This window comes from Parasedimentitalea huanghaiensis (genome assembly GCF_009753675.1).
Classification (GTDB): Bacteria; Pseudomonadota; Alphaproteobacteria; order Rhodobacterales; family Rhodobacteraceae; genus Parasedimentitalea; species Parasedimentitalea huanghaiensis.
The window spans coordinates 707287-720076 of sequence record NZ_WQLV01000001.1; the positions used below are offsets into that span (position 1 = coordinate 707287).

The 12790-nt window shown below is 53.2% G+C and carries 15 protein-coding genes, 1 tRNA gene and 1 pseudogene; 8 read left to right on the forward strand and 9 right to left on the reverse strand.

Annotation, left to right across the window (positions count from 1 at the left end):
* Positions 1-137 precede the first annotated feature (137 nt).
* Together sigZ and GO984_RS03275 are read left to right on the forward strand one after the other, a co-directional pair.
* Positions 138-680: an RNA polymerase sigma factor SigZ gene (gene sigZ / locus GO984_RS03270; RefSeq protein ID WP_157021097.1), complete on the forward strand. Its 543-nt coding sequence runs from the start codon at positions 138-140 to the stop codon at positions 678-680.
* A 69-nt stretch (positions 681-749) separates the two neighbouring features.
* Entirely contained in the window at positions 750-1460 is a 711-nt protein-coding gene (locus tag GO984_RS03275) for a glutathione S-transferase family protein (protein WP_157021098.1), read from the forward strand.
* 320 nt (positions 1461-1780) lie between these two features.
* On the opposite strand, the gene GO984_RS03280 is transcribed toward GO984_RS03275, so the two are convergent.
* The 6 genes and pseudogenes from GO984_RS03280 to GO984_RS03300 all read right to left on the reverse strand — a co-directional run bounded on the left by GO984_RS03280 (position 1781) and on the right by GO984_RS03300 (position 4834).
* Complete coding sequence (locus GO984_RS03280; RefSeq protein ID WP_157021099.1) at positions 1781-2455, reverse strand: hypothetical protein; 675 nt, start codon at positions 2453-2455, stop codon at positions 1781-1783.
* A complete protein-coding gene (locus GO984_RS03285; protein ID WP_157021100.1) occupies positions 2455-3057 on the reverse strand; it encodes a hypothetical protein in 603 nt (200 codons plus the stop codon). The genes GO984_RS03280 and GO984_RS03285 overlap by 1 nt, the downstream gene beginning before the upstream one ends.
* Positions 3047-3475, reverse strand: coding sequence for a hypothetical protein (locus tag GO984_RS03290; protein ID WP_245230970.1), 429 nt, complete (start codon positions 3473-3475; stop codon positions 3047-3049). The genes GO984_RS03285 and GO984_RS03290 overlap by 11 nt, the downstream gene beginning before the upstream one ends.
* 6 nt (positions 3476-3481) lie before the next feature.
* Positions 3482-3676, reverse strand: a pseudogene (locus tag GO984_RS23960) (helix-turn-helix domain-containing protein); the annotation flags it as partial.
* Positions 3677-4301: 625 nt separating this feature from the next.
* On the reverse strand, positions 4302-4625 hold the full coding sequence (locus tag GO984_RS03295; protein WP_157021102.1) for a hypothetical protein: 324 nt from the start codon (positions 4623-4625) through the stop codon (positions 4302-4304).
* The gene (locus tag GO984_RS03300; RefSeq protein WP_157021103.1) at positions 4622-4834 is read right to left on the reverse strand and encodes a hypothetical protein; all 213 of its coding nucleotides are present in this window, start codon (positions 4832-4834) and stop codon (positions 4622-4624) included. The genes GO984_RS03295 and GO984_RS03300 overlap by 4 nt, the downstream gene beginning before the upstream one ends.
* A gap of 85 nt (positions 4835-4919) precedes the next feature.
* On the opposite strand from GO984_RS03300, the gene GO984_RS03305 reads away from it, so the two are divergent.
* Positions 4920-5549, forward strand: a complete 630-nt coding sequence (locus tag GO984_RS03305; protein ID WP_245230971.1) for an XRE family transcriptional regulator — start codon at positions 4920-4922, stop codon at positions 5547-5549.
* Between the two features lie 237 nt (positions 5550-5786).
* Here GO984_RS03305 and GO984_RS03310 read toward each other — a convergent pair whose 3' ends face one another.
* Entirely contained in the window at positions 5787-7142 is a 1356-nt protein-coding gene (locus tag GO984_RS03310; RefSeq protein ID WP_157021105.1) for a COG3904 family protein, read from the reverse strand.
* Between the two features lie 521 nt (positions 7143-7663).
* On the opposite strand from GO984_RS03310, the gene GO984_RS03315 reads away from it, so the two are divergent.
* The 4 genes from GO984_RS03315 (at position 7664) to GO984_RS03330 (ending at position 10144) form a co-directional block, all read left to right on the forward strand.
* Positions 7664-7933, forward strand: a complete 270-nt coding sequence (locus GO984_RS03315; protein WP_157021106.1) for a hypothetical protein — start codon at positions 7664-7666, stop codon at positions 7931-7933.
* A 656-nt stretch (positions 7934-8589) separates the two neighbouring features.
* On the forward strand, positions 8590-8943 hold the full coding sequence (locus GO984_RS03320) for an ASCH domain-containing protein (RefSeq protein WP_157021107.1): 354 nt from the start codon (positions 8590-8592) through the stop codon (positions 8941-8943).
* Positions 8943-9149: a hypothetical protein gene (locus GO984_RS03325; protein WP_157021108.1), complete on the forward strand. Its 207-nt coding sequence runs from the start codon at positions 8943-8945 to the stop codon at positions 9147-9149. Before GO984_RS03320 ends, GO984_RS03325 begins: the two co-directional genes overlap by 1 nt.
* Entirely contained in the window at positions 9143-10144 is a 1002-nt protein-coding gene (locus tag GO984_RS03330) for a tyrosine-type recombinase/integrase (protein ID WP_157021109.1), read from the forward strand. Before GO984_RS03325 ends, GO984_RS03330 begins: the two co-directional genes overlap by 7 nt.
* Positions 10145-10238: 94 nt before the next feature.
* Here GO984_RS03330 and GO984_RS03335 read toward each other — a convergent pair.
* Positions 10239-10323, reverse strand: a tRNA-Leu gene (locus tag GO984_RS03335).
* A gap of 318 nt (positions 10324-10641) precedes the next feature.
* Between GO984_RS03335 and GO984_RS03340 the strand changes: the two genes are divergently transcribed.
* On the forward strand, positions 10642-11070 hold the full coding sequence (locus tag GO984_RS03340; RefSeq protein ID WP_157021110.1) for a Hint domain-containing protein: 429 nt from the start codon (positions 10642-10644) through the stop codon (positions 11068-11070).
* Here GO984_RS03340 and GO984_RS03345 read toward each other — a convergent pair.
* A complete protein-coding gene (locus tag GO984_RS03345) occupies positions 11067-12641 on the reverse strand; it encodes an NAD(P)H-hydrate dehydratase (protein ID WP_157021111.1) in 1575 nt (524 codons plus the stop codon). The two genes, GO984_RS03340 and GO984_RS03345, sit on opposite strands and share 4 nt — an antisense overlap.
* Between the last annotated feature and the right edge of the window lie 149 nt (positions 12642-12790).

Consider the following 12790-nt stretch of genomic DNA (forward strand, 5'->3'; position numbering starts at 1 on the left):
CGCGGTGCGCAGCGAGCAACTGGTAGGAGCCCGATCTGACTAAATATCTCGTTGCGGCCAATGTCTGCTATCATAGGTATGAGCTATGTATTAATTGGTTTCTCACAGCAGTGTATATCGATGGAAAAGAGAACCGCATGGACGTTGAAAAAATCTGGTTTGAATACCGTGCGCGTATCAAGGCGTTTTTGCATTCAAGGGTTTCAAATGTTGCCGATGTCGAGGATTTGCTTCAGGAAATATCCATCAAGACATTTATGGGGATTTCTGCTTTGGATGACCCGTCGAAGGTGCAGTCTTGGCTGTTTCAAACAGCCCACAGAACGATCATTGACTTCTATAGGAAGAATGGCAGCGCTAAGGACATGCATCCTGATGATCTTTGGTATTCCGAAGATGAGCCGGAAACACGCCATGAACTAGAACGATGTGTTGAACCCTTTATCGCCGCGCTTCCGAGTGAAACAGCCCAACTGCTGACTGCAATAGACATCGAAGGACAATCCCAAAAGGACTACGCAGCGGCGCATGGGTTGCCATATTCCACACTAAAAACACGTGTCAAAAATGGTAGGAGAGCTTTGCGTTCTGTCTTTGATAACTGCTGCAGGTTCACATTAGATTCTCGAGGTAACCTTTCTGAATATCAGTCTAAATCAGATAGTTGTGAAAATTGTTGAATTTTCTTCCGTCTTTTTGCTTTGGCATCCGTCTTACAGGTTGAACCAACAAAAACGAAGGAAAGACCAATGATCAAAATTATAAGTTTCAAAATTTGCCCATTTGTTCAGCGTGTAACTGCACTGCTTGAGGCAAAACACCTCCCCTACGAAATCGAGTACATCAACTTGAGCGACAAGCCTCAATGGTTTTTGGATATTTCACCTACTGGTCAGGTGCCGATGCTCGTTACTGAAAGTGGTACAGCGCTTTTTGAATCCGATGCTATCGTCGAATATATAGATGAAGTTACCGCGCCTCTCGTGGATGTCTCTACACCGGAACAGCGGGCGATTGATCGCGCGTGGAGCTATCAAGCCACCAAGCACTACCTTGTTCAGTGTTCCACCATGCAAAGCGCAAACCAAGAAACACTCACTGAACGCAGTGGAAAGCTGAACAAAGCCTTTGACAAAGCAGAAAAACAATTGGCTGACGGGCCGTTCTTCAATGGTGAAATCCTGGGCAACGTAGACATTGCTTGGTTACCCTTGTTATATCGTGCGCTTCTCGTTGAGAAACATTCGGGATATGACTTTCTCGCCAATTATCCGAAAGTGAAGGCATGGCAGGAAACAATAGCTAAGACTGGTATTGCTGAAAAATCTGTCCCTGCCGACTTTGATGAAGCATTTTCCAACTTTTATCTTGCAGAGAGAACCTTCCTTGGGCGCGGCGCAAACTTCGATGAAGTTCCGATTGCCAACGCAACGGCCACAGGTGGAGGCTGTTGCGGTTGACCAAACGTGACCCTATCCAGCCTTTCGGTTGGATAGGGTCACGTCCTAAAACTCAATCCGAAAATTATTGAGCTCACCAAAAATAGACATTCGCGCAAGCTCGTCCAAAAGTAGCGTTGTCCGGCCCAGCGGACCTTTAGTCAACCGAAGTTGAATGACTGTTTTTGCCGCTGGGCAAGTTTGAGACCATGACCGCTTGGGGCTGGAAGCCGCCGTTAGACGGGTTTGGCACGAACGGCAGGTCAACGCCGAAAGCACCAATTGGCCTATCCTGAGTTAAGGTCTGAAGGCCCTCCATAGCCGCCATTGCCCGACCTCCTTTAACCCTCCTTCCATGGCGCTCGTGGTGGCATGCGATCGGTTACCACATGGGAGGTCATATGGCAGTGGGCTTGGAACACATGGCGCAGCTCCAACAACGCACCAAACCAGGCAAGATAAACCCGACGCGCCGCAGCCACATCGCGGATCGTATCAACGTAGGTCACCGGGCAGCAACGCATCTCAAGCCGCTGGACCCTACCGCGCCTCAGAACTTCAACGAACCCACACTGCTCGGTGGCCGAATGCCAGCCATGCTGGTTCTGCTTCCACTCACGGGGAACACATCTGTGCTTGGCGCCAACCATCCAATTGGGGCGCTGCCCGGCGCGGGCCAACTCGGCAATCTGCAAGGCCATGCGCCGCCCACCATTTACCTCGGGCAACACCGCCAGGGCCGAGGCGACGATATCGGCATCATGGTGTGGATCCGATTGGCCACCGCCATCAACCCGACAGCCGAGCCTCTTGCCTTCCATCAGATGCCAAATGCTATCAACACCGGGCCGCGCGCCAGTCTCGCGGGCAATCTCATCAAAGTCGAGACTGGCATGCTCACGCTGGAACGCCCATTCAATCAGCTGCAACACTCCAATTTCGCGCTTACCAGTTCGCGGCGCAGCTGGAGCAACCGGGTGCAAATCACTGCCCATTTTAAATCCCTCAACACCCATCAAGCCCCACCCTCAGTTTGCGCGAGTTCTGCAATATCTTGGCACCGCTGAATCGCGGCACGGCGTTTGTTTCGAAAGGCTTGATCCTCGCGCGATACGTCATCATTGCGAGACAGTTTCATTTCGATATCTTCCAGTCGCCGTTTTGGTCCGTCAGCCATGTCTTTGATTTGGGTCTGCGTCCACTTGCCCGGCCACTTACGCTCGCCCATCGGCAGATCACGCAACCAATCCAACAGCTCTGGCGCCCAGCCCTTGCTAATAGCTTCTTGTCCCAGCGGGGAGGCAAAGATATCGCGAAACAAGGGCGATGGGTCAGATCCCCTGCTCTGCCCTTGATAGCTCCGCGCTTGAAGCATGATATCCTTGCCAATCGGAAAACGGTCCCGCCGCGGGCCACCCGCATGACGCATGGCCCATTCGAGCAGCTCAGTCAGGCTTTCAGCACTCATCGAAGCCAACCCTTGGCGCAACGTGCGCTTCATTTTTTCGAACTGCTCCTTGTTGGTCGTCGTGGGCCTACCCAGACCCAAACCCTCCAAAGGTTCAATAAGGATCTCTTGCACCTGCTTCTCGCCAGCAACTTGATCATCACTGTTCATTTTTCGCCCTCTGCTCTTTCTCAGCAAAACCGTTGATCGTCGCCTCTTCGATCGAGATCATTTTCTCAGCGAGCAAACACTCCTGAACCCTTGCGGAAACAAACTCAGCATTCACCGTACCACCGGCTTTGATGTGGCTTGCAATCTCTTGCGCTTCTGATCGCTCTTGATGGGTGAAAAATGGCTTTGCTGCCGCCTCGCGCTGGTTAATTACAGGTTCTTTACAGGTTACCTCTCCAGTGGGCTGGAGACGGCTACCCCCTGAAATTGGAGACGGGTTGCCCCTCAAATTGGAGTCGGCTCCGTCTCCAGTTTTTGGAGTCGGGGCCTGTGCTTTCGAGGTTCCAAACATCAATATGTATCGGGTTGGTTTTTGCTTCTTTGTCTTCCCGTCCCAGCTCTTGTGACGCTTGATCAAGCCCTTTGCCTCGAGTGAGTTCAGAGCATTGTTCAACGTACCATTAGACACCGAGCTGGCCTCCCGCAGGTAGGCTTGGGTCGGGAAACACCCCTGCGCGGGATTGTGGCAATCACACAGATGAAACAGCACACGAAACTCGCTATGGCCCAGATCAGAGGCAGGGAGGCTAGACAGCCAATTTGTGGCCTTATGGCTCATAGCGCCCTCTCCCTCTTGCTGGAGAAGCCGCCATCCTCTCCAATAAAAAAGTCTCTCACGCAAAACGGATAATACCTGCTGCACCACTCAACTTTTTGGTGCAGCATCAACACTGTTTGCGCGACAGAGATTCGCCCCTCTGTCGCGCGACCACAAAGCGACCAAAGGAGAAATCGCACCATGGATTCACAAGAGCTTGCTGACCTGAGGGATCGAGCCGATTGCAACAATTTCATTCTTGCAATGATTTTGGCCGCAAACGCTCGGAATGTGCCCGCTACTACGGAATTGGTAAGAAGTTTTCTACCTGCACTTCGGGAGAGGTACGGTGAGAGCAAAATGTTGGATGCCCTCGAAGAGACTACAAGTTTTTCAGACGAACTCTTAGAGATTCTTTCTCCAAATTTGGAGTAGAGCACTGGCGTCTTAGGCCATATCGCTTCAACAAAGCTTCGTCCAAATGACCGGCTCGAATGGCCTCTTCGATTGCTCGAGCAAACTCGTTCGAGCTGTCTTTGCCTTTCGGGTCCATTTTCCACCTCTACTATAAGAATTCGATCCCAACAGGACAGAAACGTTGTGGCTAAAACCGTCCACCCACGGCCGTTTTCTGGACGCATGCCGCTCACGCCGCCTGCTCCAGCTCGGCCGCGAAATAGGCGGGGGCGTCGGGGTCGGTCAACATGACCAAAAGGGTGATGTGGCTGGCTGGGGCAGTCACTGCCCCCCACCAATTCAACGCGGTCTGGAAACTGACATCGCAAAACAACGCCACCTCGCGCGGGCTGTGGAACCGGGCGCGAAAATACCCTGACCAAAGCGCCGCCGCACTGGTCTTTAGCGCATAGGGGTCTAACTTGTTTGACCAAGACTTTTGCTCTACCCCGGGCGCATCCTGCACAGATGACACATCGGTATTCACAATCAGGGTTAATCGAGCGCGGCTCATGCGGCGCCCTCAGCTATTGGAGCAGGCGCCGGGTTGTCAGCCATGTATTTGCGCAGCCGGTCCGCCACATCCAAAGTGCAACTTTTGCCATTTTTCAGACGGTGATAAAGTCGACTGTTACCAACCGCTCGGCTGGTAACAGTCGCCGGAGCGATACCCTTCAAAGAGGCGAAAGTCTCAATCTCCAAGATCAAATGTGTTGTCATCATGAAGCTAAATAGGGAATATTATCCCCAAATTGCAAGGGATAATTGTCTCCTATCCTTAAGTGAGGTAAGGGACTATTGTCACCACATGCCTTTAACCTTCAAAGAAGCGCTCAACGGAGCAATGAATGCATCAGGACTTTCGATGCGGAAACTGGCTGAAAAGGCTGAAGTTTCTTATGAGCAACTCAAGAAGATCAATCAGGGCAAAACACAAAGCACCAATGCTGAGGATGCTCTGCGCATTGCTGCCGCTATAGGAATACCGCTTGAGAGTTTCATGGCAGGGGAATTCGAAGGACGTCCCACAATTGCGATAGCTGGCAAAGTCGGCGCTGGCGCCCAAGTCCCTGTATTTGACGCTTATGAGAAAGGCGACGGCCCGCAAATTGAGTGCCCGCCTGGCCTATCCTCACATGGTATTGTAGCGGTCGAAATTGAGGGCGACAGCATGGAACCCATCTACTCAGCCGGGGATCTGCTGTTCTACACCCGCAATGGCCATGACGCCGTGCTGACTGACGACATTGGTTATCGCTGCGTCTGTGAAGACGCCGATGGAATGGGCTGGGTCAAACAGATTAAACCCGGCGATGAACCCGGTCTGTTCCACCTAATCTCATTAAACCCCGGTGCAAACAACATGTGGAATATCCGGCTCAAGTGGGCCGCACGGGTTCGCCTCCATTGGCCTGCGGAACTTGCCAAGAAAACCTAACCCAACAACCTTACATTACGGGCATCCACGAAATTCACTCGTCACATCATACAGAATGTCTATTTCACCGGGCGACCGCTATGCGCAGTTATTGACCTTTGCAAAGTCGGCCCCCAGGATGCGCCGACATGTAGCGAACGGCTGCTCTTTGGATCGTCTTTCAAAAAATCTAGGGTCTCTGGAAGGGGACTGGTTCAGCAGTTTGAAGCCAATGGCTCGCTGACAGCCCTGACGCGATTAGTCGGCCATGCAGAAGGTCGCGATATCGGACTTGATGCAAGCACTGCTTAGCACCGCGAACGCGCCCGGGCTGTCGAACATAGGCTCGGCTGGACGCCCGTTCAGGGTGAGATTTCCATCAATGGACGCAACTTCGAATTGGCCCTCAGGCACATCAATAATCCACTGCAAGCGTTCAGAAAAATCCAACTTTCGGGTTCGACTAAAGGTAACTTGGCAAGTCCGAGGTGTACTATGCTGCCCTTCGGTCAGAGCGCAGAGTCTTTCGCCGAACGCGTCGGGCTTCGGCGCTTCCAGAAGGAGCATCCAGTGTTTTACAACCAATTCCCCTGAAGACCCTGCACCATAGCTTGCAATCTGAAGCGAGCCCCAAAATTCTGATTCGGCGGACACTTCGCCGGTGCAGCCAAATCCGCCTTCATCAAAAACCCCAAACTCGAATTTGATCACATCATCGTCGAATTCATTTGGGCCACGTTTGAAAGACCGAAAAGTCTCGTCATATTTGGGGAAGCCTTCCCAAAGAGACGCGACGCCGGGGGACTGGTCATCTCTGACAAGTTGCGCGCCGTTCAGCGCGAGATAGCACAGGTGGCGCACATGACCGCGTGTCAGAGTTGTCGGCATCCGGGCGCTGTCGATGTTCAGCGGTTTGATATTGTATTCTTGGAGTGCTGCTGTTCCTTGTAGATAAGCCATGTCTTCGGGCTCTGTAAGCAACATTTGCGTCAGCAAGGTCGGATGTATTCCCCAGTCGGACGCGTTTCGCATCAGCAGTCCGATGGCGGCTACAGCGATCTTGAAGGCCTTATCGACCGTGCCTTTGTCATAAACACCGTCGGCAACTGAGAGGGACGGCGCATGAAAGCCGAGACGGCCATCTTTATGGAGGTACCTGTCGGGGAAACGCCCGTGCTGGCCTTCGCTGACTTGTCCAGCCATGAACAGGATCGCACAAGCGCTTTCACAGGTATCACCCGCGGCCACGACGGTGGCGAGGTTACGCAAGGGCAGGATTGCGTCGCGCTCAATGACATCCTCGGGTCCACGCAGGAATTCCGCTATCCGCACCGCTTCGGCCAGGGATCCGCCGGAGGAAGACAGGCAGAGGCGCGGGCGCTTTTGGCCTGAGGGGCTATCCACCAACCCAATTGGAGTCAGTTTGAGTTTGGAGAGTTGTGTGCGGGCAAAGAGTTTGAGCGCGTCAAGGTCGCCTGTTTTGACCATGCCGCTCATTTTGAAGGTGCAACCTTGCTGGTCGTTCGGTGTCAGGGTGAATTCGGCGGCCCAAACAATCGGGGCACTGAGAAGGAAAACCGCGAGGGCTTGCATAACACGGGGCAATAATAGCATGGTGAAAACCTTTGGATTATTTGATGCGTGAATAGCCATGAGGGTTGGCGACAATTCACTCGAGGTCAAGATTGGACTTCTGACATCTGCCAAGAGTCTTGATGGTGCAGTTCCGTACCTCTGAGTAGAGGGCTCGAAATCTAGGAAAGAGCGGCATCAAAGGCCGGGTCAAAAAATCTTTCGATTTGAGCGAAAGCAGCCTTCCGCGCGATTTGCAGCGACTGCCATTTTGCCCTGCTCAGCGGACCTCTACACAGATCGCAGCGAACGGCGGCTCACCGCCCTTAGTGCCCCATATGCCGCGTCATGCTTCACCTGACACGAATGTCTTAGAAGGGCTGGCAGCGGCCACCCTTAATTCCGACAAAGGGCACTAAAGGCAGTTTGCCAAGGTGCAACAAATTTTGCAGATCAAATAGTGGGCAATAAACGCCTTCCAACTGGGGATATTTATCCCTATTATTATTGACAGGGATTTTTGTCCCCTATATCAATTCTCACATCAACCGATGGAGGATTGAATGAACGACATCTTTAACACCGCCCGCCACATCGTCGGCACACCACAGGATCACTTACACGACACCCATCTGTTTTCCGCTGCTTGGGCCACAATGAAGGCCGCGCGCGGACAGGGGTTTGACCCACAGCGCCTACACCCGCAACACCTGATCGGCCACCCTGCCCCAGATCCGGAACCACTCGACCGGACTCTGATCCGGGTCGGCGAAACCGTGCGCAGCTATGCCGCCAAACAGGGGTACAGGATCCAGCGCCGCCATGCCGCGTGATCTGACACAGCGCGCGCCTTTGGCTACTGCCACACACACGCCGCCCCGCCAGACCCGCCAACAGGCCAGCCAGCGGGCACCCCCGCTCCACACATAAGAAAGGCGACCAGCATCCGGAGGACGTCGCTGGTCACAACCTTTCAGAATTCCGCGCAGCCTCCCACATGCGCGGAGTAGTGCGGGTGGGTCAGTCCTCCTCCAAAGTTCCCCACCCGCGCATCAACCAACACCGGCGTGCCGCGGCACGTCACAGGGGGAGCGCTTTTTCACTCACGGAATTTCCCTGTCGCGCCCCCGCCAATCCAACAAAAGAAGCCAAGTGGACGCCATAGAGATGCAAATGGAAGTCGTAAAATGTACAGCGCCTACTGCTGTACAAACGCAGCGCAAAACCAGCTGCAACGAACCAATCCGCGCAGAGCCATTTGGCCTCGCAGCAGCATGGCTACACTTCGCAAACCAACTGGAAGTCCGACGCCTAGCAAAACTTCACATGCGCATTGAACGCAAGAAAGTCGCCCTGTCCGAACTCATAGGACAACGGCAGACCATCATGAACCGATGCATCAAACGGATGCGCCGAGCCAGAGGAAGGAACTGATTTCTCTCATTGGCCCACCACATGTGGCCAGCGACGGAAACCAGGAGGACACAACATGCCCCGGAATATTTCTTTTGCCATGACCACCGAGCAGGTACGCAATCAGACCAAAGACATCACCCGGTGCTTTGGTTGGTGGTTCTTGAAGCAAGGCGACAGGGTTTGGGTCGTTGAGAAATCTATGGGCATTCCGGCAGGTGAAACTATCAAGCGGATCTGCATGATCGAGATCGTCTCAACACGAGCCGAGCCGTTAAATGAGATCACAGCACGAGCCTGCACTCGCGAAGGTTTTCCGAACTATACTCCCGAGGGATTTGTACAAATGCTGGTGGATCACTTCGGCATTGCCCCCACCAAAGAATGCAACCGGATCGAATTTCGGTATATTTCTGATGGAGGCGCTTAATGGGAAAGCTAACACCTTTAGCCGTTGGCGAAAGAAACGCAGCCAAGTTGATGGATATGACCCTACCCGAGTTCAAATCTTTGGTTAAGTGTGGCTCTCTTCCTGCCCCTGTCCAAATTGCCCAAGGGCCACAGCGTTGGCGTGTTGCAGATTTGGACGCCATCTTGAATGGTGAAGCCATGAACAGTGAGCAAATCACATGGTAAAGAAACTCAACCGACGATATGTCACGACGAAAACGACCAAAGGCCGAACCTACTACTATTTTCGCCAGGGCGAAAAATACATTCGCCTGCCAGACAATCCCGACAGCCCTGAGTTTGACCAAGAATATTGGGCCATACGCTCAGGCAAAAAACAGCAGCAACCCAAAACCACATTCGACGCTCTGATCCAAAGCTATTATCAAAGCCCCATTTTCACAAAGAAAGCTGCAGGAACCAAAAAAGAATACCGACGCATTTTGGAGTTGATTAGGGAGAAAAACGGCAAGGCTGATTTCACCAAACTGCGCCGCCGAGACGTGATTGCCGCACGAGATCGCTATGCTGATACCTGGAGCAAGGCAAACGATATGGTCGCCTTGCTGTCGATCCTCGCAAAGCATGCGATCGATCTGGAGTGGACTACGCACAACCCTGCCAGCGGCGTTGAGAAGCTAACTGGTGGTGAGTATGAGCCATGGCCCGAAGCTAAGCTGAGAGCATTCGAACGATATTGCCGGGATGAGAAACATGAATGGGAATTGACTGCATTCATGCTGGGAATTGGAACCGGCCAACGCATAGGTGACATCGTTTGCATGGAATGGTCACACTACGACGGCGAGTTCATTTCGGTTGTTCAAGAGAAGACCAAAAAGCGGTTATGGGTCGCATGCCCTGAGTTCCTGAAAACTTACCTCGATGCGCTCCCCAGAAAGGGGAAGTTCCTAATCACTAAATCCCTTAGCAAGGGAATAGCAAAGAAGACAATTCAGGAGCGTGTTCTAAAAATCCGCCGTATTATTGGCGCCGAGAAATACGTCATTCATGGATGGCGATATTCTGCAGCGGTTGCACTGGCCGAATCTGGATGTAGCGACAGTGAGATCCAAGCGGTCACAGGCCACAAAACCTTAGACATGGTGAAGAAGTATCGCGCCCAAGCAAATCAGAAGCGCCTGTCCCAGTCCGCACAAGCCCGCCGGACCAGAACATGAACAGAACATGAAAGTGGGAAACAAAGTGGGAAACTTTGATTTCACCTCACGAAAAACCAACTGGGTAATCGTGATTTTCTCTTTAAAATCAAAGTGGTGCGGGTGAAGGGACTCGAACCCCCACGCCTCGCGGCGCCAGAACCTAAATCTGGTGCGTCTACCAATTCCGCCACACCCGCACTCTACGCTCAGGCTATTTGCCTAGCGTGAGGGGCTGATAGCAAAGCTTTCTCTGGGATGCGAGAGGAAATCTGCACTTCCTGCAAAACAATTATGGCAGGGCTGCAACAATTTCTCACATTTTCATAGATTGTTTACCCTTGGCCACAAAAGACCACGACAGCCGCACGGAATTGCCACAATCTGACGGAAAAAAATACCGAGGCAGACAGAGCGAGAACGCTATGACAACGCAGAGCAATAAGCCTGTGCCGGGTAAGATTCCGGTTAAACATCAAAACCATACATCTGCGGAGGCTTCACCCTCGGCTGGGTTAATGCGCGATACAATTGTGCTAACGCGCCAAGGTGACGTTGCGGTGCAAGACATCCGAGCAGGTGATCATGTCATTACCCGTGGAGCCGGTATGGTGCAGGTGCAATCCATTACCCGGCAGCGAGCTTTACGGCGGGCAATCTCGATCACGGCCGGGTCACTGGGCGACACCCGCCCCGACTGCGACATTGTTTTGCCAGCTGACCAAAAGGTTTTGATCCGGGATTGGCGGGCGCAGGCGTTGTTTGGTCAGGATCAGGCCCTGGTGGCAGCTTCGTCGCTGGTCGACGGAGAGTTCATCATCGACCAAGGGATGCAGGTGCTTGAGCTATATACTCTGGAGCTGGGACAGTCCCATGTCATCTATGCTGGAGGGCTGGAAGTGGCAGGAGCAATCGAGCCCGTTCAAGACCTGCGCCCGGCTGCCTAAAGCCCAAGATCACGGAACACCGCAGGCAGTTGCTCGGCCAGATCCTCCGCTATCAGGCCGGGACCAAATTTTCGGGCACATTCCACATGCAACCAAGCGCCAGTCTCTGCCGCCGCCATCGGGGGAAACCCGCGCGCCATCAGGCCGCTGATGAACCCCGCGAGAACATCGCCTGACCCTGCTGTCGCCAGCCAAGGCGCGGCGCGATCATATTGGGCCGAGTTGATCGAACAGCGCCCATCAGGATCAGCGATCACCGTATCCGGCCCCTTGAAAAGCACCACACATCCTGCACGGGTTGCCGCCTCTCGTGCGGCATCTACTTTGGAGTAAGCCGGGCCGGTGGTGGCGGGGGCGGCTAGTTTCTCGGCAATATCGGGGAACAATTTAGTGAACTCTCCGCCATGCGGGGTAATCACGCAATCCTTGTGCAAAAGACCAAAGAGTACATCCGGATTGGCACTAAACCGTGTCAGGGCGTCTGCATCCAGTACCGTTGGTCGGTTTGCCTTTAGCACGGTTAATACCAATGCCTGTGTATCCGCCCGAACGCCAAGCCCAGGGCCCAAGCAGACAGCATTGAACCGCATGTCTTCCAAGACTTCGGTCAAGCCCAACGCCCCATCGATTTGCTTGAGCATTACCGCAGTCAGATTTGCAGCATTTTCCAGCATTGCAGAGCGGGGTGAGCCCAGAGTAACCAACCCTGCCCCAATGCGAAGTGCCCCGCGAGCGGCAAGTCGAGCGGCGCCGGTGCTGCCGTGAGTACCTGAGAGAACCAGCGCGTGACCGTGGGCGTACTTGTGGTTCACTCCTCTTTTTCCGTGTATGATTGGCGACGCAAGTTTCACCACACCCTTTTCCTTTGGGAGCATATTGTTGTCCCTTGGAAGCCCGATGTCCTTAACAATAACCTTCCCGCAACTTGCCTCCCCATCAGAAAGATAGTGGCCAACTTTCGGACTATGGAAAGTCACTGTTAGTTGGGATTCAAATACGTGATTAGGTAGAGGTGCGGGGAGCCGCTCTTTTGTTCCCTCACGAAGTACAAAACCGCAGTCAGAACAAACACCAGAAGGAGTATCCACCGCCACCAATCGAGGAAGACCGGCATCTGCATCAAAAACCTCCCATAGCTGATTGTGAAGATCTCCGATCGGTCGGCTTAGTCCTGTTCCAAACATTGCATCGACATAGACGGAAGCAGTCCAGCCAAGAGGACGCTGAAAGTCCTCGATAGACTGTACTTCACCCAACTCCACCCACCGCTCATAATTCGCCTTCGCATCCGGCGGCAGTTTGTCAGCATTCCCATACAGAAACACCTCCACCTCCCACTCACGCTCATTCAGCAATCGCGCAACAACAAAACCGTCACCACCATTGTTGCCAGGTCCACACAAAACAACGGCTTTGCGGTTCCCACTCTGTAGTTCCGGCCATTCCTCAAAAATAGCCTCAACAACCCCTTGCCCGGCCCGCTCCATCAGCTCTAGCCCGGTCACCTTGCCAGACTCGATTGCAGCCTGTTCAATCGCACGCATTTGGGCAGCAGTTAGCAGTTCAGTCATCTTCAGGCCTCATCGATTCAATTTCGCACATAAATTAGGCGTAGCGCTCTCAAATTAAGCAGGTCATCGCCGAGCAATTGATGATTTCCCACCTTCGCCACGGTATACATTGCTGTTCCTAATAAGAAGTGTTCTGACCAGCCTCGACA

Excerpts from the sequence above, each read along its gene's own strand:
- sigZ (WP_157021097.1), top strand. The coding sequence starts at position 138 with ATGGACGTTGAAAAAATCTGGTTTGAATACCGTGCGCGTATCAAGGCG.
- GO984_RS03275 (WP_157021098.1), top strand. The coding sequence starts at position 750 with ATGATCAAAATTATAAGTTTCAAAATTTGCCCATTTGTTCAGCGTGTA.
- GO984_RS03280 (WP_157021099.1), bottom strand. The coding sequence starts at position 2,455 with ATGGGTGTTGAGGGATTTAAAATGGGCAGTGATTTGCACCCGGTTGCT.
- GO984_RS03285 (WP_157021100.1), bottom strand. The coding sequence starts at position 3,057 with ATGAACAGTGATGATCAAGTTGCTGGCGAGAAGCAGGTGCAAGAGATC.
- GO984_RS03295 (WP_157021102.1), bottom strand. The coding sequence starts at position 4,625 with ATGAGCCGCGCTCGATTAACCCTGATTGTGAATACCGATGTGTCATCT.
- GO984_RS03300 (WP_157021103.1), bottom strand. The coding sequence starts at position 4,834 with ATGATGACAACACATTTGATCTTGGAGATTGAGACTTTCGCCTCTTTG.
- GO984_RS03305 (WP_245230971.1), top strand. The coding sequence starts at position 4,920 with ATGCCTTTAACCTTCAAAGAAGCGCTCAACGGAGCAATGAATGCATCA.
- GO984_RS03310 (WP_157021105.1), bottom strand. The coding sequence starts at position 7,142 with ATGCTATTATTGCCCCGTGTTATGCAAGCCCTCGCGGTTTTCCTTCTC.
- GO984_RS03315 (WP_157021106.1), top strand. The coding sequence starts at position 7,664 with ATGAACGACATCTTTAACACCGCCCGCCACATCGTCGGCACACCACAG.
- GO984_RS03320 (WP_157021107.1), top strand. The coding sequence starts at position 8,590 with ATGCCCCGGAATATTTCTTTTGCCATGACCACCGAGCAGGTACGCAAT.
- GO984_RS03325 (WP_157021108.1), top strand. The coding sequence starts at position 8,943 with ATGGGAAAGCTAACACCTTTAGCCGTTGGCGAAAGAAACGCAGCCAAG.
- GO984_RS03330 (WP_157021109.1), top strand. The coding sequence starts at position 9,143 with ATGGTAAAGAAACTCAACCGACGATATGTCACGACGAAAACGACCAAA.
- GO984_RS03340 (WP_157021110.1), top strand. The coding sequence starts at position 10,642 with ATGCGCGATACAATTGTGCTAACGCGCCAAGGTGACGTTGCGGTGCAA.
- GO984_RS03345 (WP_157021111.1), bottom strand. The coding sequence starts at position 12,641 with ATGACTGAACTGCTAACTGCTGCCCAAATGCGTGCGATTGAACAGGCT.